Origin of the sequence: Campylobacter sp. BCW_4323 (assembly GCF_001763115.1) — a bacterium.
Taxonomy (GTDB): domain Bacteria; phylum Campylobacterota; class Campylobacteria; order Campylobacterales; family Campylobacteraceae; genus Campylobacter_D; species Campylobacter_D jejuni.
Map to the genome: position 1 here is coordinate 134,109 of NZ_MJYC01000066.1, position 23,930 is coordinate 158,038.

Genomic DNA, 23,930 nt, shown 5'->3' on the forward strand with positions numbered 1-23,930 from the left:
TTTAAGCCTTTCTTAAATGCGTTAAAATTGCCTCTAAAATATCATCATCGTCTTTGCTTTTTGCTTTGATGAGTTCTTTTTCATCATTTAAAGCAGTAAATTGAATATTTTGCTCATAATTGCTAATACTTTTAAATTTATTTAAAGCTAAAATTTTAATAATAATCAAAGATAAAAATTGCTTAGTATAAATGTCAAGTTTTCCAAAGCGATCTTCAATTTCACCTTCAATCTCATAAACCTCATGAACTTGCTCGCACTTGCTAAGTCTTCTATAAAGTTCTAATCTTAGGCGATCTTCACTGATAAGCTCGCTATTTAAAAAGGCATTAACATTGAGTTTTAAATCAAGTTTATTTTCTTTTTGATCCACTTCATTTTTACTTAAAGCATTAAGTTCATCTTCTAACATTTTAAGATATAAACTATATCCAATTTGCTCGATATGTCCACTTTGATCCACACCTAATAAATTTCCACCGCCACGAATTTCAAGATCATGATAAGCCAAAACAGAACCTGCGCCCAAAAAAGAATTGCTTTCTAAGGAAACAAGACGCTTTAAAGCATCTTTTGTGATAGTATTTTTATCTTCGATTAAAAAATAACAATAACCTTGCTTATCACTTCTTCCCGCACGCCCACGCAATTGATGTAGATCAGCTATACCAAAACGATCGCTTTTTTCTACTATAATAGTATTTGCATTAGGTAAATCAATCCCACTTTCTACGATAGAGGTACTTAAAAGCAAATCATATTCTTTGTTTTCAAATTTTAACATTTCTTCTTCTTGCACCTTGGCATCGATTTTAGAATGTAAAATCAAAATACGCAAAGTAGAAAAAAGTTCTAATAAATGTTTTTTACACTGCTCTATACTTGCAATATGATTATGAATATAAAAAATTTGCCCACCACGTCTTAACTCTCTTGCTATAGCTTCTTTTAAAAGCGCGTCATCATTTTCTTTGACAAAAGTTCTTACATCCATTCTATCTTCTGGTGGAGTTTGTAAAACACTATAAGATTTTATAGAACTTAAAGCTTGATTTAAGCTTCTTGGTATTGGGGTTGCTGACATGGATAAAATATGTGAATTTTGAGTGATTTCTTTAAGCTTTTCTTTTTGCTTCACTCCAAATTTATGCTCTTCATCAATAATAACAAGAGCTAAATTTTCACATTCTACACTTAAAAGAGCATGAGTTCCTACAACTACACAAGCTTTATTTTCTTTTAAATTTTGTAAAACTTGTTTTTTTTCTGCACTACTTGTAAAGCGATCCAGTTTAAAAACCTTTATATCAAAAGGATCAAAACGCTTTTTTAAGGTTTTATAATGCTGATGAGAAAGCAAAGTTGTAGGCGCAAATAAAAATGCACAAAATCCACTTTTAACTACTGGATAAATAGCATTCATAGCGACTTCTGTTTTTCCAAAACCCACATCACCGCTTAAAAGCCTATCCATAACTTTTCCACTTTGAAAATCTTGCAAAATTTCATGACAAGCTTTCTCTTGATCGCTTGTATAAATAAAACCCGCACTAGCTATAAAATCAGCTTGTCTATTTAAATCCACTGTGATTTTTTTTGCTTGCACCAAAGATCTTTTAGCTGCCATAATAACAATTTCAGAAGCTATGGCTAAAAGTTTAGTTTTTAATTTTTCTTTAAGTTTAATAAAGCTTGTTTTACCTAGTTTGTCTAAACTTGGAATAGATCCACTCACGCCCAAATATTTATCAATTAAATAAAGATTTTCCACTGGCAATAAAAGCTTATCAGAATTTTGATACTCTATAGCAACAAACTCTTTTTTTGCTCCGCTTATCACTATCATCTCAAGACCTAAAAATTTACCTACCCCATAATCTTCGTGTACTATATAATCCCCATTTTTAAGCTCATCTATAATCAAACTAGCTTTTTTTCTTGTTTTTTGTTTTTCTTTTTGATTTAAAGAAATGATTAGCTCTTCAGGACTAATAAGATTAAGCCTTAAATCACTTTTTACAAAATGGATATTTTGAGTATCTTCAAGCTCCAAAGCTTTAAACAAAGCTTCATTTTTAGCTAAAAGTGTGATTTTTTTATTTTTATGAAATTCAAAAAAATCTTTATTGTAAGAACTTTGCAATTCTTTAAATTTTTTAGCTTGAGGTAAAATTTTTGCATTCACAAAACTTATATCTTTTTCATATTCATTAATATCAAACTTTTCACAAGCTAAAAAATCAAGTTCTAAATAATCAAAAAAATCATCAATACACCAAAACCCTAAAGAATTGATATCATGTATTAAAGTATCGCTTTGAAAATCTTCTAATTTGTCCTTAAAAATTTCATAATTTTCTTTGTCAAAATATTTTAAAAAAGGACAAATTTCAAAATGTTCTAGTTCATTAGGAATAGACTTTTGACTTTGCAAATCAAAATATCTTATGCTTTCAATCTCTTCGCCAAAAAGTAAAATTCTAATAGGATTTTCTTCATTGATACAAAAAATATCAATAATATCCGCACGAATTGAAATTTCACCTTTATCCTGAACTATATCTACAAATTCGTATCCCAATCTTGAAATTTCATCTTCAAAACATTTCAAATCAAAATTTTGTTTTTTATCGATATAATAATTTTGCAAATGTTTTTTTGAAGGAAGTTTTTTTAAAACAGTATTTAAAGGAGAAATAAGGATTTTTTTTTCTTCTTCTTTATGATAAGCATTTAAAATCTTGCAAAGATCAAAAAGTTCTTTGGAAAAAGCCCTTAAATCATCTCCAAACTGCGCTCTAAAATCAGGTAAAACAAAGGTTTTTAAACCCTTAAATCGTGAAACTTGAGCGAGCAAATCTGCTTGTTTTTCATCTTTACAAAGCAAAAGTTCACAAATTTTTGGATTTTGTAGGTATTCATAAAATGAAGCTTGCATTATTCTTCGTTGTTATTTTCAATAAGTTTGATAGTATCTTCTTTAATTTTACTAGTTCCATTAAAGCGACCGCCATTTTCTATAGAAATTTTTTGCGTTGAAATATCGCCATTAACAACTCCGCCCGCTAAAATTTCTAAACTATTGGCCTCAAGTTGCCCTTCAAAATACCCATTTACTACAATTTTATCTGCTTGTAATTCACCTTTTAAATTTCCATTTTTTCCGATAACTACAATGCTTTCAGAATGAATAATACCACTTAACTCTCCATCGACATGAAGCATAGAAGCAAAATAAAATTTACCCTCAATTCTCGCACCTGAAGAAATTACTGTTGTTTCTGAGCTAGGACTAGATGTTGGGCTGATACCGCCTTTATTAAAGATTGCCATGGAACTCTCCTTTCTTGATTAAAAAAATCATTCATATTTTTTCTTTGCAAATTTAAAAAGTACAAAGGTTCTAAAGTTTTATTAATAAACCTTACCTCATAGTGCAAATGCGGTCCCGTAGAAAGACCTGTATTGCCACTATAACCTATCAACTGCCCTTTATTAACAAATTGACCTGCTTTGACTACTTCTTTGCGCATCATATGAGCAAATACTGTTTTAAAACCAAAATTATGCAATAAAATTACATTATAGCCATAGCCATTATCACTATAACCTGAAAATTCCACCACTCCACTTGCTGGTGCATAAATAGGAGTACCAATTTCTGCTCTTAAATCAATGCCAGGATGAAATTCCCTTCTTTTTAAAAGCGGATGCTCTCTCCAGCCAAAATTTCCCGTAATACCCTTATTTTCAATAGGCCATCCATTAGGAATTTGTCCCAAAATTCCAAGTTGCTGCTCATTGGTAAGCTGAAGATTATCAAGTCTTGCACTAATTGTAAGATTATTTTCTGCTTCTAAGCCCAAAGCCTCTTCAAAAGAAGCTATTTTATCTTCTATAGCTGCATACTGCTGAGTTTTTTCTTCTATGCTTTTTTGCATTTGTGAATTAGATAATTCCAATTCTTTACTTTTTTTCAAAAGCTCCTCACGCTTTTCACTGATATCACTAAGTTTGCTATCGAGATATTTGATATAAAAACCACTAAAAAATAAAAATAAAACAATAAAAGCAATAGTATAAAAAACTATTTTTTTGATTATTTGATTTAAATAAAAATGTCTTGAACCGTTAATATCTGTAATGGTAATAGTGAATTTATTTTTTACCACACCACTCCTTTAAAAAATTTTCTACCAGCATAAAAGAGCCAAAAACTAGATTTTTTTTATTTTCTTCTAATTTTACAAATTCTTTACATTGTATGCCTAGCTTTGATGCAATACTATAAATTTCATCATCAGCCAGCTTTCGTTCTGAACTTTTATATTTATATATTTGTATTGTATCAATAATAGGCTTTAATGCATTTAAAATTTGAAAAATATCCTTATCCAAATAAGCATTATAAATAAGATTTATTTTTTCTCCTTGAAATTTATCAAGCATAGCCTTAGCAGCCATGGGATTATGACCCACATCAACAAAAAAATTTGGAGAAATTTCTTGGCATCTTCCTTGCAAATTTAACTCTTGTAACTTTTTTAAAGCTTCTAAGGTTTTTTCTTGCGAAGTTAAAATTTCACAAGCCTTTAATGCAAGCTTTAAATTATGCTTTAAAAAACAAGGTAAAACAAACTTTTTACAATAAATCTCAAATTTTTCTTTCAAAAAAGGATTTAAGGAAGAAACTTGCAAATTAGCTTTTTTTAAAAAAGCAATTTTTTTTGCTAAATTTAAAACATTTTGCTCTTGCTCATCACTTATAAGTGCTATAGGCGCCATAACTTTAAGCTTGGTTCTTGCAATATCTTCTAAAGAATTGCCCAAAATTTGAATATGGTCAAATCCAATTCTTGTAAAAATATTCATTCTTCTTTCAAAAACAGAAGTAGCATCATATTCTCCACCCACTCCTGCTTCTAAAACAATAAAATCGCATTTTTGAAATAAAATCATAGCTAAAAAAGTAGCATATTCGAAATAACTTAATTTTTGCAAGTCTTGTTTAAAAATTTCTTCAAGTCTTATATGAGCTTGTTCTAATTCTTCATCATTCGCAATCTTACCACCAAGATAAAATCTTTCATTAAAACTGAAAATGTGCGGGCTAGTATAATGCCCTATTTTATAATTTAAATTTTCTAAAAGTTGGGTTAAATATCTACCCGTGCTACCTTTACCATTTGTGCCTATAAGTTGGATTATAGGAATATTTTTAAAACATTTCTTATATTTTTCATACATTCTAAACATCAAAAAACGGTCAATTTTATCGTAATTTATACTTTTTTGGGCTAAAAAATTCTCAACTTTCATTATATTGCTCATTAACCGCTGTAATTTGCTTTATTAACTCATCTAAAATATTAATACTTGGCTTACTTTGCTTATCAAGATAAGCCACTTGAATTTTAGGAGTTATAATATCTTGCTTATAAATAAATCTAAAATTTTCTATAGTTTTAAGATTTGTATTTACAAGCCGTGTAATCTCATCTTTACTTTTTCCTGGCGAAACAATCAAATAACTCTTTTCATCTATCATCCATAGTTCATCAAATTCGCTACAAGAATCTTTTAAAATTTTTTTAAATCGAACAAAAATTTCATTCAAACTTCCCATACCATATTTTTCCATAATGAAACGGTAATTTACTATAGAAAATAAAGCTAAAGAGTAATTAACTTTATACTTATTAAAATTTTCATCCATTTTATCAAGCTCTTTAAGAACACTCCAAGCCTCTCTCTCCTCCAAACTTTGCGTGAATTCAATTTGATTATTTAAAGATGTAATTTTTTCTCCAAGTTGTTTAAATTTTAGTTTTAAATCCTCAAAACTAAGTTTTACTTCCCCATTTTCATCTGGTTTTAAGGTATTGATAAAATCCATGTTTTGTTCATTTGATTTATTAAGCAAAATAAGCAATTCATAGATTTTTTTTAGATTATCATTAAAAAAATTTAAATTTTTTTGGACATACATATTATCAACCATTATGCGATGATTGATAAATTCCATTAGTTCGTTTTTAAAATTTTCTTCGCCTATTACAAAAGGCTTTTGTGTTAAATTTTGTATAAAACCTTGAATTTTTAAATCTTCCACCAATGAAGGATTTAAACCCAAGCATAATAATTCACTAAAGTGCTCATAACTACGCTCTTCAAGTTTAACTAAGAGTTTTTTAATCACGCTATCATAATCATCATATTTGCTAATGCCATATTTACGAGCTTGTTCTTCTAAATTATTTTCATCATAATTTCTTTCAAGCTCTTTCCATTTTTTGGTAAGCAAGTAAATACTTTCACTATCCATAGTTTTAGAAATTCTAATCGAAGTCACCTTAGCCAAATCTCTTATCTTTTTATCCTTACTTATTTGCAAAGTTTTAGATATGGTATATAAAAAATCAAAAAATTCACTAAATTGTTTTCCGCTTTGTCTATTTAAAACAGAAATTAAAAAACTAATTAGTTCTTCTAAACTTCTTATAGTTTTAGAATTTAATTCTTGTTGATAAATCGGTAAAAGCAAGGTTTTGTATTTGTCAAGTTTAGCTTTATTTGAGCTTGTGATACCATATTTTAAAGATAATTCTTCAAAAATTTCCGTATAATTTTCAGGAGTTGGTTTTAGTTTTCTTTCTTTTAATGCAATTAAAGTTTGCTTTGCTATTTCATTAGTATTTGGAATCACGTTTTTGCCCTTTAATAGCAATTACGGAAATAAACTCATCAAATGCCTCGCTTGAAGCTGCTCGAATAGCCTCATACCTTGCAGAATCACTAATAATACTATTTGGAGAAATTTCAAAATTATAACTTCCACTTGTACTAAAAGCCTGACTTGAACCATCTTTAAAGACAACATTAAAATCTAAATTTAATTTAGCTTTATAACTAATGACATAGCCATTTTTATCATAAGCTAAAGGAATAAATTCTAAATTATTCATTTTAACATTAATTACATCATCTGCCTCGTGTTTTAAAGCAAGTTTACGCCCTAATTTTGAAATTACCATTTCTTTTAAAGTATCGGCAACATAGATGCTATTTTTTGGGTCTTGTTGACTTAATTCAACATTAACATAAACTTTCTCATCGAAAATATTATTAGCAATTTTTGATGTAGGAACATATCCACAAGCACCTAAAAATAAACCTATGCAAAAAATTAAAATCTTTTTCATTTAATCACTAGATTAACTAGCTTTCCTTCCACATAAATTTCTTTAACTATATTTTTACCTTCAAGCCATTTAGCAGTATTTTCTTTTGCAAAAGTTAAAATTTCTTCTTTACTCGCACTACTTGAAATTTCAAATTCAGCCCTTTTTTTACCATTAATACTTACAGCCAAATTTAAAGTATCTTTTACAAAAACCTCTTCTTTAAGTTCTAATTTTTTGAAATTTTTACATTTAAAAAGCTCCTCGCTAAGCTCAAAACAAACATGAGGAATAATAGGCTCTAAAATATTTAAAATAATATAAAAAGCCTCTTGCTCCAAAGCTTCATTTTTACAAAGCGCTAAAGCATTTAAAGCTTCCATGCAAGCTGCAATTAAAGTATTAAAAGCAAAACTTTGATGATAAACTTCAAAAGATTTTTTCAAAGCTTCATACACTTTTAATCTTGCATATTTTTCTTCTTTGTTTAAATTTTCTTGTTTTAATTCTACAAGCTCACCTTTTTTAACATTTTGCGCCCTATCATAGAGTTTACAAATAAATCTATAAGCCCCTTCAACCGCATCATCATTCCATTCAAGCTCTTTAGCCGGAGGTGCAGCAAAAAGTATAAAAAGTCTTGCGGTATCAGCACCGTATTTTTCTATAATCTCATCAGGATCTACAACATTGCCTTTTGATTTTGACATTTTAGCACCATCTTTTAACACCATACCCTGAGTTAAAAGTCTATCAAAAGGTTCATTTTGTATTAAATAACCCAAGTCTCTTAAAGCTTTTTGGAAAAATCTCGCATAAAGTAAATGCAAGATTGCATGTTCAATACCGCCTATATATTGATCCACACTCATCCAATACTTCACACTTTTTTCATCTAAAGCTTTTTCCTGCCAAGTTTTCTCATCGCTTGCAAAACGTGCAAAATACCAAGAACTTTCAAAAAAAGTATCTAAAGTATCACTTTCTTTTTGAGCCTCTTTGCCACATTTTGGACAGATGCAATTTTTCCAAGTTGGATGTTTATCAAGTGGATTACCCTCACCTGTAATTTGCACATCTTCAGGTAAGGTAATAGGTAAATTTTCTAGTTTTTGAGGCACTATACCACAAATTTGACATTTAATCATAGGAATAGGCGCACCCCAATATCTTTGGCGTGAAACACCCCAATCACGAATTTTAAAATTTACAACCCTTTTTCCTATATTTTTAGCTTCAAACTGAGAAATAATTTTTAATCTTGCCTCATTACAATCAAGATTATCAAATTCTTGACTATGGATTAATTTTCCTGATTTTTGCGTATAAGGTAAATTTTCTTGAGTTTGAATAACTTGTTTGATGGCAAGATTATATTTTGTTGCAAATTCAAAATCTCTTTCATCGTGAGCTGGAACAGCCATAACCGCTCCACTACCATAATCAGCCAAGACAAAATTAGCCACCCATAAAGGAATTTTTTCTCCGCTTAAAGGATGAATGGCATAAATTCCTAAAAAATAACCTTCTTTTTCAGAACTTTGTCTTTCTCTTGGGCTTTGATTTTGAATAGCTTTGATTTTATTTAATACATCTTGATTTAATAAATTTTGCGAAAGCAAATTTTGAACAATCTTATGTTCTGGAGCTAAAGCGATATACGAAACTCCATAAATTGTATCTGCTCTTGTAGTAAAAACTTCTAAAGAACTTTCTTTGGTTTTTTGCTTGCTTTCTTCGTCTAAATTTAAAGAAAACTCCAAACCTTCGCTTTTACCAATCCAGTTTTCTTGCATAGTTAAAACTTGATTAGGCCATTTATCTTTTAATTCTTCTAAATCTTTTAAAAGCTCCTCAGCATAAGCAGTGATTTTTACATAATAACCTGGCATTTTTTTCTGCACCACTTCATGACCACAACGCCAACATTTTCCGTCTTCAACTTGCTCATTAGCCAAAACCGTTTGATCTTGCTCACACCAATTTACGTTTGCTTCTTTAGTGTAAATCAAACCTTTTTCAAACATCTTAATAAAAAATTCTTGCTCAAATTTTGTATAAAGTGGATCTGAAGTAGCAAGCATTCTTTTTTTAGAAAAAGAAAAACCTAAAGAAAAAAGTTCTTTTTTCATATAAGCTATATTTTCATAAGTCCATGACTTAGGATGAATTTTATGTTTAATAGCTGCATTTTCAGCAGGCATACCAAAACTATCAAAACCTATAGGATGCAAAACATTAAAATCTATCTTGCGATAATATCTTGCCAAAGCATCACCTATAGTATAATTTCTTACATGCCCCATGTGAATACGTCCGCTAGGATAAGGAAACATCGATAAAATATATTTTTTAGGCAAATTTAAATCATCTTTTGGCTCAAAATATTCATTTTCATCCCAAATTTTTTGCCATTTTTTTTCTATTAAACTTGCTTCATAAGCCATAAATTCTCCTTACACTGTTCCTTTTTCATACATTGCACGATTGCGTTCTTTATCTTGTTTTCTTTTTGCTTTTTCAATTTCTTTATTTCTAAACTCAAGCACACTAAATTTAAACCATAATAATATCGGACTTGCAACAAAAATAGAGCTTAAAGTTCCTGCTATAATACCTACAATTAAAGCCAAAGAAAATCCCTGTATCATTTCCCCACCAAAGAAATAAAGTATCACAACGGTTGCTAAAGTTAACCCTGAAGTTAAAACCGTTCTTGATAAAGTTGCTGAAACACTTTCATTGATAATAGGTGCAAGTTCAGTTTTTTTACTTGTTTTAATACCTTCTCTGATTCTATCAAAAATAATAATTGTATCATTCAAAGAGTACCCAAGCACAGTTAAAACAGCAGCCAAAGTATCTAGATTGACATCAATTTTAAATAAAGAAATTGCCCCCAAAGTAATCACAACATCATGAATTTCACTGATTATAGCCGCAAGAGCAAAACGCCACTCAAAACGCAATGCTATATAAATTAAAATTGCTATCAAAGATACAGCTATAGCCATAAGTCCTTTATTTCTAAGTTCATCACCTACTTTTGGACCTACCACATCAGCACGACGCACTTCAAATTTTCCCGTATCCTTTAAAAGAGTGCTTATATGCTCACCTATATCATTGCTTACATTATCATTACTTCCTAAAAAGCGTATGGTTACTTCCTTATTGCTTCCAAATTCGGTTACAGATAAATTTTGAAAAGTTCCTTGATTTTCTAAAATTTCTCGAATTTGTGCTATAGGAGCTGCATTTTCATATTTAAGCTGAACTAAAGTTCCTCCGCTAAAATCAATACCATATTGCAAACCCCTATCCCAAAGCAAATAAATAGAACCAAAAAACAAAATAAAAGAAAGAGAAATAGCAGTAAAACGCATTCTCATAAAATCATAAATTTTCTTTTCGCTAAAAAACTGCATTATGTTCTCCTATAACCAAACCAAAATCTTGTATTATTACTTTTTTCTATGCGTTGCATAAAATAATCAAACATTCCGTGAGTTCCTAAAATAGCTGTAATCATAGAAACAACGATACCAATTCCCAAAGTCACAGCAAAACCTTTAACTGCTCCTGTTCCATAGGCATAAAGTGCTACCGAAGTAACTAAAGAAGTGATATTTGAATCTATAATCGCACTCATAGCATTTTTATAACCTTGCTCTATACTAGCTCTTATATTTACTCCATCTCGCAAGAGTTCTCGTATGCGTTCATTGATAATCACATTTGCATCTACTGCCATGCCCACAGTTAAAACAAGTCCTGCCATCCCTGGTAAAGTTAAAGTTGCTCCAAACATAGCCATAACAGCCACTACTACCAAAACATTAACTAACATTGCAATATTTGCAAAAATTCCTGCCACACCGTAATACATCATCATAAATATTACAATAAAAACCGATGCACCAATTAAGGCTATCATACTCATTTTAATACTATCAGCACCTAAAGATGGTCCTATACTTCTTTGTTCAAGTAATTTTACAGGCGCAAGCAAAGCTCCACTTCTTAAAGCTACCGCCACATCACGCGCTTCTTCTTGGGTAAAAGCTCCACTGATTTGCCCACTACCTCCACCTATGCGTTCATTGATAGATGGGGCAGAATACACTTTGTTATCAAGTACAATAGCAAGACGCTTTCCAACATTTGCTCCTGTATAATCAGCAAATTTTTTAGAACCCTCGGCATTTAAAGTAAAATTAATCACAGGATAATTACTCTTATCACTAATCCCTACTCTAGCATCAGTAAGCATAGATCCATCTAAAATAGGTATGCTTTTTAAGGTATATTTTAAATTTGGATTTCTAGAATCAGGCACTAAAATCAGTCCATAACTCGCAGCCTCAGCGTCGCTCATTGTGGAAGCTTGACCCATTTTAGAATCATCAACTTCCATAAGTTGTAAATGTGCTGCTTTTGTGATGCGTTCTTTTGCTCTTAGTTCATCTTCTTTGGTTTTAATCCCTGCAAGTTCAACCAAAATCTTATCATCACCTTGTTTAGCAACTGTTGGCTCTGCTAAACCAAATTGATCAAGCCTATTTCTTATGGTTTCAACTGCTTGCAAAAGTGCAAAATTTTCTATATTTTTTACTTCTTCTGAGGTAAAAGAAATTTTATAGTGCAGATTTTCACTTTGTATATTAATTCCTTTTATTTCTTTAAGAAAATTTTCAACTTTTGCAATATCCGCATTATCAAGCAAAGTAAATTCTAAAATATCATCATGGGTATTTAAGCCATCATTTAAAATATTTTCTTTATTAAAAGAATAACTCAATGAAGATGCAATTGATTTTATTTTAGATTTTACAGCTTCTTCGTTATCTACACCTAAGAGCATATAAAGCCCACCTTGCAAATCAAGCCCTAAATTAATCTTCGCACCACGTTCTAACTGCAAAAAAGAAGGGAGTGAAAAAGCCACTCCAAAAATAAATACCGCTATAAAAATAATCAAGCGATAATTGATTTTAGAATTACGCATCAATTTTCTTTGCTATAAATTCTCTTGAAATTTTTGCAGTAACATTGTCTTCATTAAGCTTAACTTTGATAAAATCCTCCTCTGGTTTTACGACTTCACAAATAAGTCCGCCATTAGTGATGATTTTATCTCCTTTTTGCAAAGACTCAAGCATTTGTTTATGTGCTTTTGCTTGTTTTTGTTGCGGTCTGATCACCAAGAAATAAAAAATTGCAAATAACACTACAAGAGGTAACAATGAAGTTAAAATTGAATTTTCTGCCATATTTTTCCTTTATTCCAAAAAAATTAAACATTAATTCTATCATTTTTAAAATAATAAAAGTCTTTTTTATTGCAATTTTGCTTTCAAATTCTATTTATCTATCATTTTTTGAAAATATTTTTACACAAACCATTAGCCCATTTTTAGCTATTTACGGGTTAGTTTTACTTCTAAAAAGTAAAAATTCTAAACAATATTTTTGGATAGGTTTTTTTGTAGGGATTCTTTGGTTTTGGTGGATTGGTTTATCTTCAATTTATTTTAATCTAAACTATTTAGTACCGATTATACCAATTATCATTGGTTTTATTTATGGACTACTTTTTAGATTATGTTATTTATTAAAATTTGATTTTTTAAGGCTTTGTGGAATTTTTTGCATAAGTTTTATCCATCCTTTAGGATTTGATTGGCTTAATTGGGGAATTTTTACAGTTTATGGTTTTTTTGACCCAAGTTATCGTGGTATTATTTGCATATTTTTAATAGCATATTTCATCTATGAGAGTTATATATCAAGATATTATAAAATAGCAATTGTTCTTGTTTTATTCTTTGGTGGATTTCAATATAATGAAAAACAAGCTCAAACTCTTAATTTAAACTACAAACTCATCAATACTAATATCTCTCAAGATCAAAAATTTTTACAAGAAAATTTAAAATCAAATTCTGATATCTTAATTTACGATATACTTCAAGCTATAAATGAAAAAAAAGAACTTGTAATCTTGCCTGAAACCGCTTTTGCTTTTGATTTAAAAAATACCAAATATGAACTTATGCTTAAAGAATTATCTTATAAAATTACCATTATTACGGGAGCATTTTATACTGAAAAAGAGCATACTTACAATAGCACGTATATCTTTAAAAAAGGCAATGTCTATATTTTAAATAAGCATTTTTTAGTTCCCTTTGGTGAAGAAATTCCATTTTTTAAAGACTTAATAAAAAAATATTTTCTTAAAAATATTGAAGAATTTTCCCAAGGTCCTATACAAAGCAAATATAAATTAGACAATCAAATTATTACAAATGCAATTTGTTATGAAGCTACCAAAGAACAAAACTATCAAAATTCACAAATTATTATAGCTCTAAGCAACAATGCTTGGTTTAATAATAGCAGCGAATACAAACTCCAACAACTCTTAATGAAATTTTATGCAAGTAAATATGGGGTTAGTGTTTATCATGCTACAAATGGTAAAGAGAATATAGTTATACTCCCTAAAAAGCTTTTAAGTAAAGATTGGAAAAAATTTATCCAAAGAAATATTTAATGATAAAAAATAATATTAAAATTTTAATTTTAAAGTAATTTAAGTTATTTTATATTATAATTCTGTCAAATAATATTTTGACTTAGAGGGGTTTTTACCCCAAAGCTAAATTAATTTAGCTTCCTTCCTAACTTTTATATTTATGGGGGATATTGAAAAATATCCCTCTAAGTCAAAAATTAATACAACTTCATTAATTCTTTATAATTATACAAGCCTTATTTAAGCTTGTATAATATTGTTAATTTTTTAAAGCAGCTTTTTAAACTGTTCTAGAGCATCAAGTTGTTCCCAAGGATAGTCCTTTTGCCCTACTTGCCCACGAGCCGCTACATCCGCATAAAGAAAAGTTTCTTTACTTGGTTTATCCAGATGAAATTTATCACGGATCCAATTTGGCGTTAAAGAGAAGTTTTGCATAACAAAATCACTTAAAACATCATCATTTACACTGGTATTTGTGCCCATACAATCCACACTTACCGAAGTAGGTTTTGCAACACCTATAGCATAACTAAGTTGAACAATACATTTTTTAGCAAGCCCTGCTGCAACTATATTTTTAGCTAGCCATCTACCTGCATAAAGTCCACTTCTATCAACTTTAGTATAATCTTTGCTTGATTGTGCGCCACCACCTATTGGAGAATAACCTCCAAAACTATCTACTATAAGCTTTCTTCCTGTTAAACCACTATCATGCAAAGAAGAATGATTGATATATTTACCAGTTGGATTGATTAAAATTCTAGTTTTATTAGGATCAAAAAGTTCTTTTGGTAAATTACTATCTAAGATAAGTTTCATCACCAAAGATCTTAAATCTTCTATTTTCATACTTTCAACACAAGGTGCAGAAACTACTATAGTATGGATACTTTGCGGTTCGCAATTTTCAAAATTCGCCTTAGTACCATAATCAATAGTTACTTGAGTTTTAATATCCACTCCAAGTTCATGTGGATTTGCTTTTGCATAAGCATAGACTTTATCACATAGCATTCTTGCATAACTAATAGCTGCTGGCATGTATTCTTCAGCTTCGCAACTTGCAAAACCAAACATAATACCTTGATCACCTGCTCCTGTTTCGCCATCTTCTTGATCGACACCTTGATTGATATCAGGGCTTTGTTCATTTAAAAACACCATAACATCAACTTCATCAGGATGCAAACACTGCTCTTTGCTAAAATGCCCTGCTCCGTCATAACCAATGTTTTTTAAAACATCTTTAACTAAATTATCGTAATCAGCCTTACTAAGTTTGTGATTTGACTTAACTTCGCCTCCTATCACAACCTTATTTCCTGCGACAAAAACCTCACTCGCCACCCTTGAATTTTTGTCATTTTTCAAGAGTATATCCACTATCGTATCAGCGATTATATCAGCGCACTTGTCTGGATGACCTGCACTTACGACTTCTGAAGTGAATAGATACATAAAAAGTCCTTTCATTTAAAATGAACCACAATTGTATCCAAATAAACTTATCAAAGCTTGATAAATTAAAAATTCTCTAAAATTAAGCAAAAGTTAGTTAAAATCAACTTTTGATATAAAAAATATTTAAAAGGTTTTTATGTTTTCTAAAATCATTCAAAGCTACGCTAAAGGCAACCTCATAGTTCAAATTTGCATAGGTATAGTACTAGGAATACTTATAGGCATTAGTTCTAAAGAAATATCTGAAATTGCAAATTTACTCGGAATACTTTTTACAAGTGCCTTAAAAGCTATTGCTCCTATGCTTGTTTTTGTTTTGATTTTAACTTCAATTTGCACTAAAGATTTTTCTCAAAGTGGTGCTAAGATCAAAAATATTATCATTTTATATATAGTAGGTACCTTTCTTGCTTCAGCTTGTGCGGTTCTTGCTAATTTTTTCTTTCCTGTAAAGCTTGTTTTAGATGGAATTCAAACCGCTACAAACTCATCTCCAACCCACATGAGTGAGATTTTTAAAGATCTTTTATTTAAAATTGTCGATAATCCTATAAATGCTCTTTCAAGTGGGAATTATTTAGGAATTTTAACCTGGGCAATAGCTGGAGGCATAGCATTAAAACACTGCTCTAACGAAGCAAAACAAGTTTTTATAGATATCAATGAAGGGGTTTTGAAAATTGTTAAATTTGTAGTAAAACTTGCTCCTTTTGGAATTTTTGGACTTGTGGCTAATTCTGTAGCACAAACAGGAGCGCAAGGCTTACTAAGCTATATAAAACTTTTATTTTTACTTGTAGCTACTATGCTTTTTGTTACTTTTGTTATCAATGCCTTAATAGTTTTTTTTTATACAAGAAAAAATCCTTTTCCTTTAATTTTTATCTGCTTAAGACACAGTGCATTTTTTGCTTTTTTCACAAGAAGTTCAGCGGCAAATATCCCTGTTAATATGGCACTTTGTGCCAAACTTGGCATAGATAAAGAATTTTATGGCATTTCTATACCTTTAGGAGCTACTATCAACATGGCAGGAGCGGCAGTTACTATAGCTATTTTAAGTCTTACTGCGGCCAATACCGTTGGTATAGAAATCAGTCTTTTGCAAGCCCTTTTATTAAGCATTATTGCCACCTTTGCAGCTTGCGGGGCTAGCGGAGTTGCGGGTGGATCTTTACTGCTTATACCTTTGGCTTGTTCTTTATTTAATATAGACTATGATATTGCTATGAAGGTAGTTGCCATAGGTTTTATTATAGGGGTTATTCAAGATAGTGTTGAAACTGCTTTAAATAGTTCTACAGATGTTCTTTTTACAGCAATTTGTTCTAAAAATGAATTAAATTACAATATCAAATAAGGTAAAAGTATGCGTCATCTCATCACTACAAAAGATTTTAATAAAGTCGAAATTATGGAGCTTTTTAAAGAAGCAAGTGATTTCTTAGATGAAAAACCTAGAACTTTTCTTAAAGGAAAAAGTATCACGACAATTTTTTTTGAAAACTCTACACGCACCCTTTCATCTTTTGAAAGCGCTGCAAGAAGATTAGGCGCTAGGGTTTTACGCCTTGATGTTTCAAGATCAAGCTCTAGCAAAGGAGAAACTCTTTATGATACTGCTGCTAATTTAGATGCCATGAGTCCTAATGCTATTGTTGTAAGACACGCAAACTCAGGAGTTCCTTTGATATTAGCAAAGCATATGCATTGTCCAGTTGTTAATGGAGGAGATGGAAAACACGCCCATCCTACCCAAGCTTTGCTAGATTTATTCACTATTTATAATCATTTTCAAGGCGATGTCGAAGGTAAGAAAATTTGCATCGTAGGTGATATCAAAAATTCCCGCGTTGCAGCGTCCAATATAGAACTTTTAAGCAGATTTAATCTTGATATCACCCTAGTAGCTCCACCACATTTTATGCCTAATACCCATCTTAAAAAACATTATAAGCTTGATGAGAATATCATAGCAAATTCAGATATTATCATGAGTCTTAGAACACAAACAGAAAGACATAATAAAACCGTTTACGCTTCACTTAAAGACTATGCAAATGATTTTTGTATTCAAAAAAGCTTAGCAAAAGATAAAAAGCTTATTTTACTACATCCAGGCCCTGTAAATCGCAATATTGACATAAGCGATGAAATGATGAGCGATGAAAGAACTTTAGTTTTAAAACAAGTTAAAAATGGAGTGGCCATTAGAATGGCTGTTCTTAAAAAACTCATATTAGAAAATAAAGGATAAAAAATGTTAGAATGGGATTTAAGTGCTTTATTCCACGATAAAGAAGCATTACAAAATTTTACACAAGATCAAATCCAACAAAGTTTAAATTTCAAAAAAAACTATGAAAATAAACTTTATACATTAAATGCTAATGAGTTTTTACAAGCTTTAAAAGATTATGAAAATTTAAATCAAGCCCTTGGCAAAATCATGACTTATGCTTATTTACTTTTTGCTAAAAACACTCAAAATGGTTCTTTTTATGCACAATACGAAGAAGAATGCAAAAAAATAGAAGAAAATTTACTCTTTTTCGAGCTTGAATTTTGCGAGTTAGCTCCTGAGAAGAGTCAAGAATTTACAACTTTTTGCAAAGATTATGATTTTTATCTTTCTAATTTATTGCAAAACAAACGCTATAATCTTAGTAAAAACGAAGAACGCGTTATGCTCTATCTTTCAAATACAGGTGCAAATGCTTTTAGTAGACTTTTTGATGAAAGTATGAGTGCTTTAAAAATCCCTTTTGAAGGTAAAAAACTTAGCGAAGAAGAAATTCTAAGCAAAATGTATGACGAAGATAGAAAAATACGCAAAAAAGCTGCTAAAAAATTCAGTAAAGTTTTGCAAAAAAATAGCAGACTTTTAAGTTTTATTATCAATATGATAAAAACAGAAAGAAAAAATGTAAGCTTATTAAGAGGTTATGAAAATGCTGAAATTTCAAGACATATCAGCAATCAAATTTCACAAAAAAGCGTTGATTCTTTGATAGCAAGTGCACAAAAACATTTTAACTTAGTATCGCAATTTTACAAAAGAAAAAAACAAATTTTAGGTTATGATGAACTTAAAGACTATGACAGATATGCACCCATAGGAAAAGAAGCAAGTTTTGATTTTAAAACAAGTAAAGATATTGTTTTAGAGTCATTTCAAGCTTTTTCTCCACAATTTTATGATATAGCAAAAAATGCTTTTGATCAAGGCTGGATTGATGTTTATCCGCAAGAAAATAAACAAGGGGGTGCTTTTTCACATTCTGCAACTTCTGATGCACATCCTTTTGTTTTATTAAACTACACCGATAAAAGGCGTGATCTTTTTACACTTGCACATGAATTAGGACACACTATCCATCAAAAACTTTCTTATAATGTAAGCTATTTAAATCAAAATACGCCTTTAACTACCGCAGAAACAGCTTCAGTTTTTGCTGAAATGCTTGTATTTGATTTTATTAAAGATAAGTTAAAAAAAGAAGAACTCCTATCTTTATATGCAAATAAAATCGAAGATATTTTTGCAACTTTTTATAGACAGATTAATTTTACTTGTTTTGAAAGACGCCTACATGCTCAAGAAAATGAATTAAGCACTGAAGAAATCAATAAAATTTGGATGGAAGAATCTCAAAAAATGTTTCAAGATAGCGTAAAACTTACAAAAAATTATGCTTCTTGGTGGAGTTATATTCCTCATTTTATCCATTCTCCTTTTTACTGCTATGCTTATGCTTATGCGCAACTTTTAGTTTTAGCTCTTTATGGACTTTACAAAAGTAAAAAATGTGAAAATTTTAAAGAACTTTATATCAAAATGCTTTCTTTAGGTGGAAGCGTGAGTCCAAAAGAACTAGTAGGAATGTTTGGCTTTGATATAGAAGATGAAAATTTTTGGGAAATAGGCATAAAAGAAATTCAAAAACTCATCAATGAATTTATGGAGTTACAATCATGCTAGAAACAATCTTAAAAAATGAAAATTTTATCCATACCATGCAAAAGCATTGCTATGAAGTTATTTCACACCTTATAGAAGAAAATATAGAATTTTCCATAGTTGCAAATACAAATTTCATAGATTTTAACCCTGAACTTCCCAAAGAGCTTGATGTTAAACAAAATCCTTATGCTCTTTTTGCTCTTGGAGGATACACCTTTGAATCCATACAACTAAATAAAGATTTCATTCAATTTCACGCAGGTTTTGGAAATGATGATTTTGATAGTTTTGTAAAGGTTGATTTAGGAGCTATCACGCAAATTCAAATAGAAAATAGCATTTTATTTGTTAATTTTAGCCTTTATAAACGCGAAGATAGTAAAAATTTACAAAAATCTAAAAATATATTTTTAAGTAATCCAAAAAATAAAGATATTTTCAAAAAATGAATCTATTTGAAGATTTAAATGATAGTCAAAAACAGGCAGTAAGTCACATTGATGGAGCTATGCTTATCCTAGCGGGTGCAGGTAGTGGAAAAACCAAAACTATCACCACTCGTCTTGCTTATCTTATCGGTGAAGTAGGCATCCCCTCGCATAACACTCTTACTCTTACTTTTACAAATAAAGCAGCTAGTGTTATGCGTCATAGAGCATTAAATTTTCTACAAGGCAATCACAATCCTTTGCTTTGCACCTTTCATAAATTTGGACTTTTATTTTTAAAACTCCATTTTGAAAGATTGGAGCGTAAAAATAGTTTTATTGTTATCGATACAGATGATACAAAAAAAATAATTAAAGACTTAATCCATGATAAAAACAAAGATAATGTCTATGATATTATCAAATACATATCTTATTGCAAAAATGAAGGCAAAAGAGTAAGCAATGTCTTTGAAGATTTAAATTTACTAAAAGAACATAATTTTGAAAAATATCAAAATGAATACAAATTTGCCAACTATTACCGTGCTTATGAAGAATACTTATTAAAGCAAAATTTTGTAGATTTTGATGATCTTTTATTGCTAAGCAATCTCATTTTAGAAAATGATATAAATTTTGCCAAAGAACAAAGCTTACTTTATAATTACATTACAGTTGATGAGTATCAAGATACTAATACCTTGCAATATAAAATTCTAAAAAATCTATGTTGTATGCATGAAAATATCACAGTTGTTGGTGATGATGATCAAAGTATTTATAGTTGGCGTGGAGCAAAAATTGAAAATATTTTAAATTTTCAAAACGATTTTAAAAATGTTAAACTTGTAAAACTTGAACAAAACTATCGTTCAGTAGGGACTATTTTACAAGCAGCAAATAATCTCATATCTCACAATGAGCAACGACTTGGAAAAACTTTAATCTGCACTAAAGATACTGGGGAAAATATTAAAATATTAAAAAACGAAAACGAAAAAGATGAAGGTTTATATATCGCTCAAGAAGTAAAAAAATTGCTAAATTCCGGAGTAGAAGCTAAAGAGATCGCCGTTTTATTTCGAGTTAATGCACTATCAAGAGCAATAGAAGAAGCATTTATGAAGGAAAAAATTTCTTATAAACTGCTTAGCGGTATGCGTTTTTATGAGAGATTAGAAATAAAAGATTTAATCTCGTATCTTAGACTTATCTTAAATCCAAATGATGATTTGTCGTTTAGGCGTATTATTAATCGCCCTAAAAGATCCATAGGAGAAAAAGCCTTAAAAAATTTAGAAGAATATGCAAAAAAACGTCAAATTTCACTTTTTGATGCCTTATGTGAAAGCGATGGCGGTGTAGGAATTTTAACAACAAAAAAAGCACAAAATGAAGCAAATATTTTTATACAAAATATTCACACTCTAAAAAGCTACGATAATGCAAAAAAAGTTTTTGACAATATAGAAGAATTATTTAAAATCAAAGATTATTTTTCAGAGCAAGATGATGGAGATGAAAGAATCAGAAATCTTGATGAGTTTTATGCTAATCTAAGAGAAAAACTCAAAGAAGATCCCGAAGCTTCTTTAGAAGATCTACTTAGTGAAATTTCTTTATTAAGTGATCAAGATAATTTAGATGAAGAATGTGTTTGCTTGATGAGTATTCATGCTAGCAAAGGTTTGGAATTTGATTATGTTTTTATAATAGGCTTTGATGAAGGATTTTTTCCTTTAAATAGCGAAGAAAATCTCGAAGAAGAACGCCGTCTTGCTTATGTTGCCATCACTCGCGCCAAGAAATTTCTCACAATAAGTGTTGCAAATTCTCGTTTTTATCATGGTTCAAGAGCAAACATCAATCCTAGCCGCTTCTTAGAAGAAAGTAAATTAATCAATGAAAAATCAAAAAATCAAAATATACAAAAAACTAGTTTTTGCAAAGGAGATCTAGTTAAACATAAAATTTTTGGCATTGGCAGGGTTGTTGAAGTTAATAAAAGCGGAAAAGAGGAAAAGCTTAATATTAATTTTGGTGGCATAATGCGTGTAATCATGGCAAGCTTTGTGGAAAAAGCAGTATGAACAAGATCTTTGCAGCCTTTAAACCAAGGGGTTTGAGCTCTAACGCCTTTTTAAGCACTTTAAAGAAAAAATATAAAAATAAAAAAGCAGGATATTCTGGCACTCTTGATCCTTTCGCCAAAGGGGTTTTAATCGTTGCATTTGGACAATACACAAAACTTTTCCGTTTTTTAAAAAAAACTCCAAAAACCTATAAAGCTACTTTATGGCTTGGAGTTTACTCCTTAAGTCTTGATGATCAAAATATAAAAGAAATTCAAAATATAAAAGAATTTGATCTTGCAAATTTAAAACAAATCATTGATCAAATGCAAGGAATTATCTCCTATACACCACCTCAATTTAGCGCCAAAAGAATCAATGGAACTCGCGCCTATGAACTTGCAAAAAAAGGTATAGAAGCAATTTTAAAACCTTGTCAAATGGAAGTATTTGATTGCAAGATCTTAAGCTATAATCATCCTTTTTTAAATATTGAAATCACAGTCAGTGAAGGTGCTTATATAAGATCTTATTGTGAACTTTTTGCTAGAAAACTAGGTATTAATGCAACTTTAAGCTCTTTAGAGCGCATTAAAGAAGGTAAATTTGTTTATAATAATGAGAAAAGCTTAAATGTGTTAAAATACATTAACCTAAAGCCAAATTTTATCAAGGATTTAAATAAACTCGAAAATGGTGCTAAAATTTTTGTCGAAGAATTAGAATTTCATGATGAAGGAGATTATTATATTGAAACAGAAAAATATTTTAGCGTAATTAATATTAAAGAAAATACAGTAAAATATCTTCTGAATAAGGTTGAAAAATGTTAATATTATCAAGAAAAGAAAATGAAAGTATAATTATCGGAGAAGGTATAGAAATCAAAGTCGTTCAAACAGGGAAAGGATATGCCAAAATAGGCATAGAAGCTCCAAAATCCCTTATGATACTTAGAAAAGAACTTGTTCAACAAGTAAAGGATGAAAATTTGCATTCTGTTGTTCAGAATGATATTAAACTTGATGACTTAAGCAAAAAACTAATCAAATGAAAGCTTACGCTAAAGCAAATATTTTTTTAAAACTTACCGGTTTTGACTCAAGAAAATATCATCTTTTAGAATCACGATTTATACTTTTAAAAGATCTTTTTGATGAGCTTGAGCTTGTTGATAAAGAATCAGATTCTAAAAAAGAATTTGAAATCATTAGTAATTTTAAATGCGAAAATAATATTATTCAAAAGGCTTATTTACTACTTTCTAAAAGATATAATAATGAATTAAAAGAATTATTTAGCAAAAAAAGCCTAAAACTCACAAAAAATATCCCAGTATGTGCTGGACTTGGCGGTGGAAGTAGCGATTGTGCGAGTTTTTTACTGCTAATGAATGAAACCCTAAATTTAAAATTAAACCTACAAGAACTTATAAATTTAAGCATGCAACTAGGAAGTGATATTGCCTTTTTTTTAAGTGGCTTTCACTCTGCTGATGTAAGTAGCTGTGGTGAAATTATAAAAGAATTTGAAGATGACATACCTAATTTAAAATGGACTTTTCCACAAATATCTTGCCAAACTAAAGCTGTTTATGATGAATTTGATAGAGGAATATTTGACTTTCAAAAAAACAATAATCAAGCGCAAATCTACAAAAAACTCAGCACAAAAGAGTTGTTACAAAATTTTAAAAACAAAGAATTAAATGATTTATTTACTCCTTGTGCAACTTTATATCCTAAAATGAAGTCTTACTTACAAGAAGATTTTTTTCTAAGCGGTAGCGGTAGTAGTGTTTTTAAGGTTGATTGATGAAAATTATTGCAAGAAATAAAAAAGCTTTATTTGATTATAGCATTATAGAACGCTTTGAAGCCGGAATTGTCCTTAAGGGAAGTGAAGTTGTAGCCTTAAGGGCAGGAAGAGCAAATCTTAAAGACTCTTTTGTTCGCATTATAAAAAATGAGATTTTTTTACTTAATTCTCATATTTCATTGCTTCATACTACACATTCTTTCTATAAACACGAAGAAAGAGGCGCTAGAAAGCTTTTAATGCATAGAAAGCAAATTGATAAATTATTAGGTAAAGTAAGTATAGAAGGATATACTATCGTTGCATTAGATCTTTATTTTAACACAAAAAATAAAGTAAAAGCCACTCTTGCTTTAGCTAAAGGGAAAAATTTGCACGACAAGCGTGAAACTTTAAAGAAAAAGCAAGCCGATTTAGAAGCTAGAGCTGCTATGAAAAATTATAAATAAAGGAAAT

The 23,930-nt window shown here is 29.9% G+C and carries 20 protein-coding genes and 1 pseudogene; 10 read left to right on the forward strand and 11 right to left on the reverse strand.

The features are described 5' to 3' along the window. Window position 1: 1 nt before the first annotated feature. The 10 genes from AJN60_RS07190 to yajC are packed head-to-tail and all read right to left on the reverse strand — an operon-like array spanning window position 2 to window position 12,454. Window positions 2–2,938 carry a DEAD/DEAH box helicase gene (locus AJN60_RS07190; protein ID WP_070286174.1) on the reverse strand — a complete coding sequence of 979 codons (2,937 nt, stop codon included), beginning with the start codon at window positions 2,936–2,938 and terminating at the stop codon, window positions 2–4. Continuing rightward, window positions 2,938–3,333 (reverse strand): bactofilin family protein, encoded by a 396-nt coding sequence (locus tag AJN60_RS07195; RefSeq protein WP_002861809.1) that lies wholly within the window; start codon window positions 3,331–3,333, stop codon window positions 2,938–2,940. Before AJN60_RS07195 ends, AJN60_RS07190 begins: the two co-directional genes overlap by 1 nt. After that, window positions 3,270–4,172: a M23 family metallopeptidase gene (locus AJN60_RS07200; RefSeq protein ID WP_070286175.1), complete on the reverse strand. Its 903-nt coding sequence runs from the start codon at window positions 4,170–4,172 to the stop codon at window positions 3,270–3,272. The genes AJN60_RS07195 and AJN60_RS07200 overlap by 64 nt, the downstream gene beginning before the upstream one ends. Continuing rightward, window positions 4,159–5,319 (reverse strand): folylpolyglutamate synthase/dihydrofolate synthase family protein, encoded by a 1,161-nt coding sequence (locus AJN60_RS07205; protein WP_070286176.1) that lies wholly within the window; start codon window positions 5,317–5,319, stop codon window positions 4,159–4,161. Before AJN60_RS07205 ends, AJN60_RS07200 begins: the two co-directional genes overlap by 14 nt. After that, window positions 5,309–6,706, reverse strand: coding sequence for a hypothetical protein (locus tag AJN60_RS07210; protein WP_070286177.1), 1,398 nt, complete (start codon window positions 6,704–6,706; stop codon window positions 5,309–5,311). The genes AJN60_RS07205 and AJN60_RS07210 overlap by 11 nt, the downstream gene beginning before the upstream one ends. Beyond that, window positions 6,690–7,202 carry an LPS assembly lipoprotein LptE gene (gene lptE, locus AJN60_RS07215; RefSeq protein ID WP_002860199.1) on the reverse strand — a complete coding sequence of 171 codons (513 nt, stop codon included), beginning with the start codon at window positions 7,200–7,202 and terminating at the stop codon, window positions 6,690–6,692. The genes AJN60_RS07210 and lptE overlap by 17 nt, the downstream gene beginning before the upstream one ends. Beyond that, window positions 7,199–9,628, reverse strand: a complete 2,430-nt coding sequence (leuS, locus tag AJN60_RS07220; protein ID WP_070286178.1) for a leucine--tRNA ligase — start codon at window positions 9,626–9,628, stop codon at window positions 7,199–7,201. Before leuS ends, lptE begins: the two co-directional genes overlap by 4 nt. A gap of 9 nt (window positions 9,629–9,637) precedes the next feature. Beyond that, the gene (gene secF / locus AJN60_RS07225) at window positions 9,638–10,609 is read right to left on the reverse strand and encodes a protein translocase subunit SecF (RefSeq protein WP_070286179.1); all 972 of its coding nucleotides are present in this window, start codon (window positions 10,607–10,609) and stop codon (window positions 9,638–9,640) included. Continuing rightward, a complete protein-coding gene (gene secD, locus AJN60_RS07230) occupies window positions 10,609–12,189 on the reverse strand; it encodes a protein translocase subunit SecD (RefSeq protein ID WP_070286180.1) in 1,581 nt (526 codons plus the stop codon). The genes secF and secD overlap by 1 nt, the downstream gene beginning before the upstream one ends. After that, window positions 12,182–12,454 (reverse strand): preprotein translocase subunit YajC, encoded by a 273-nt coding sequence (gene yajC, locus AJN60_RS07235; protein WP_002786346.1) that lies wholly within the window; start codon window positions 12,452–12,454, stop codon window positions 12,182–12,184. Before yajC ends, secD begins: the two co-directional genes overlap by 8 nt. Between yajC and AJN60_RS07240 the strand changes: the two are divergent. Further along, window positions 12,427–13,753: pseudogene (locus AJN60_RS07240) on the forward strand (apolipoprotein N-acyltransferase). The gene yajC and the pseudogene AJN60_RS07240 overlap by 28 nt on opposite strands. A 236-nt stretch (window positions 13,754–13,989) precedes the next feature. On the opposite strand, the gene metK reads toward AJN60_RS07240, so the two are convergent. Beyond that, window positions 13,990–15,186 carry a methionine adenosyltransferase gene (gene metK / locus AJN60_RS07245; protein ID WP_070286182.1) on the reverse strand — a complete coding sequence of 399 codons (1,197 nt, stop codon included), beginning with the start codon at window positions 15,184–15,186 and terminating at the stop codon, window positions 13,990–13,992. A gap of 139 nt (window positions 15,187–15,325) precedes the next feature. Here metK and sstT point away from each other — a divergent pair, with 139 nt between their 5' ends. From sstT to smpB, 9 genes are read left to right on the forward strand one after another with little or no spacing between them, the layout of a single operon-like run. Then, a complete protein-coding gene (gene sstT, locus AJN60_RS07250; RefSeq protein ID WP_070286183.1) occupies window positions 15,326–16,549 on the forward strand; it encodes a serine/threonine transporter SstT in 1,224 nt (407 codons plus the stop codon). Window positions 16,550–16,558: 9 nt separating this feature from the next. Continuing rightward, entirely contained in the window at window positions 16,559–17,446 is an 888-nt protein-coding gene (locus AJN60_RS07255; RefSeq protein WP_070286184.1) for an aspartate carbamoyltransferase catalytic subunit, read from the forward strand. 3 nt (window positions 17,447–17,449) lie between these two features. Beyond that, on the forward strand, window positions 17,450–19,171 hold the full coding sequence (locus AJN60_RS07260) for a M3 family oligoendopeptidase (RefSeq protein ID WP_070286185.1): 1,722 nt from the start codon (window positions 17,450–17,452) through the stop codon (window positions 19,169–19,171). After that, window positions 19,165–19,602, forward strand: coding sequence for a hypothetical protein (locus AJN60_RS07265; protein WP_070261235.1), 438 nt, complete (start codon window positions 19,165–19,167; stop codon window positions 19,600–19,602). Before AJN60_RS07260 ends, AJN60_RS07265 begins: the two co-directional genes overlap by 7 nt. Beyond that, window positions 19,599–21,674, forward strand: coding sequence for an ATP-dependent helicase (locus tag AJN60_RS07270; protein WP_002866122.1), 2,076 nt, complete (start codon window positions 19,599–19,601; stop codon window positions 21,672–21,674). The genes AJN60_RS07265 and AJN60_RS07270 overlap by 4 nt, the downstream gene beginning before the upstream one ends. After that, complete coding sequence (gene truB / locus AJN60_RS07275; protein ID WP_070286186.1) at window positions 21,671–22,489, forward strand: tRNA pseudouridine(55) synthase TruB; 819 nt, start codon at window positions 21,671–21,673, stop codon at window positions 22,487–22,489. Before AJN60_RS07270 ends, truB begins: the two co-directional genes overlap by 4 nt. Then, window positions 22,483–22,710: a carbon storage regulator CsrA gene (gene csrA / locus AJN60_RS07280; RefSeq protein WP_002852854.1), complete on the forward strand. Its 228-nt coding sequence runs from the start codon at window positions 22,483–22,485 to the stop codon at window positions 22,708–22,710. The genes truB and csrA overlap by 7 nt, the downstream gene beginning before the upstream one ends. Continuing rightward, complete coding sequence (locus AJN60_RS07285; protein ID WP_070286187.1) at window positions 22,707–23,471, forward strand: 4-(cytidine 5'-diphospho)-2-C-methyl-D-erythritol kinase; 765 nt, start codon at window positions 22,707–22,709, stop codon at window positions 23,469–23,471. Before csrA ends, AJN60_RS07285 begins: the two co-directional genes overlap by 4 nt. Continuing rightward, the gene (smpB, locus tag AJN60_RS07290) at window positions 23,471–23,923 is read left to right on the forward strand and encodes an SsrA-binding protein SmpB (protein ID WP_002852861.1); all 453 of its coding nucleotides are present in this window, start codon (window positions 23,471–23,473) and stop codon (window positions 23,921–23,923) included. Before AJN60_RS07285 ends, smpB begins: the two co-directional genes overlap by 1 nt. The last annotated feature ends 7 nt before the right edge of the window (window positions 23,924–23,930 follow it).

Coding starts and splice junctions, on each gene's coding strand:
- AJN60_RS07190 (WP_070286174.1), bottom strand. CDS start 2,938: ATGCAAGCTTCATTTTATGAATACCTACAAAATCCAAAAATTTGTGAA.
- AJN60_RS07195 (WP_002861809.1), bottom strand. CDS start 3,333: ATGGCAATCTTTAATAAAGGCGGTATCAGCCCAACATCTAGTCCTAGC.
- AJN60_RS07205 (WP_070286176.1), bottom strand. CDS start 5,319: ATGAAAGTTGAGAATTTTTTAGCCCAAAAAAGTATAAATTACGATAAA.
- lptE (WP_002860199.1), bottom strand. CDS start 7,202: ATGAAAAAGATTTTAATTTTTTGCATAGGTTTATTTTTAGGTGCTTGT.
- leuS (WP_070286178.1), bottom strand. CDS start 9,628: ATGGCTTATGAAGCAAGTTTAATAGAAAAAAAATGGCAAAAAATTTGG.
- secF (WP_070286179.1), bottom strand. CDS start 10,609: ATGCAGTTTTTTAGCGAAAAGAAAATTTATGATTTTATGAGAATGCGT.
- secD (WP_070286180.1), bottom strand. CDS start 12,189: ATGCGTAATTCTAAAATCAATTATCGCTTGATTATTTTTATAGCGGTA.
- yajC (WP_002786346.1), bottom strand. CDS start 12,454: ATGGCAGAAAATTCAATTTTAACTTCATTGTTACCTCTTGTAGTGTTA.
- metK (WP_070286182.1), bottom strand. CDS start 15,186: ATGTATCTATTCACTTCAGAAGTCGTAAGTGCAGGTCATCCAGACAAG.
- sstT (WP_070286183.1), top strand. CDS start 15,326: ATGTTTTCTAAAATCATTCAAAGCTACGCTAAAGGCAACCTCATAGTT.
- AJN60_RS07255 (WP_070286184.1), top strand. CDS start 16,559: ATGCGTCATCTCATCACTACAAAAGATTTTAATAAAGTCGAAATTATG.
- AJN60_RS07260 (WP_070286185.1), top strand. CDS start 17,450: ATGTTAGAATGGGATTTAAGTGCTTTATTCCACGATAAAGAAGCATTA.
- AJN60_RS07265 (WP_070261235.1), top strand. CDS start 19,165: ATGCTAGAAACAATCTTAAAAAATGAAAATTTTATCCATACCATGCAA.
- AJN60_RS07270 (WP_002866122.1), top strand. CDS start 19,599: ATGAATCTATTTGAAGATTTAAATGATAGTCAAAAACAGGCAGTAAGT.
- truB (WP_070286186.1), top strand. CDS start 21,671: ATGAACAAGATCTTTGCAGCCTTTAAACCAAGGGGTTTGAGCTCTAAC.
- csrA (WP_002852854.1), top strand. CDS start 22,483: ATGTTAATATTATCAAGAAAAGAAAATGAAAGTATAATTATCGGAGAA.
- AJN60_RS07285 (WP_070286187.1), top strand. CDS start 22,707: ATGAAAGCTTACGCTAAAGCAAATATTTTTTTAAAACTTACCGGTTTT.
- smpB (WP_002852861.1), top strand. CDS start 23,471: ATGAAAATTATTGCAAGAAATAAAAAAGCTTTATTTGATTATAGCATT.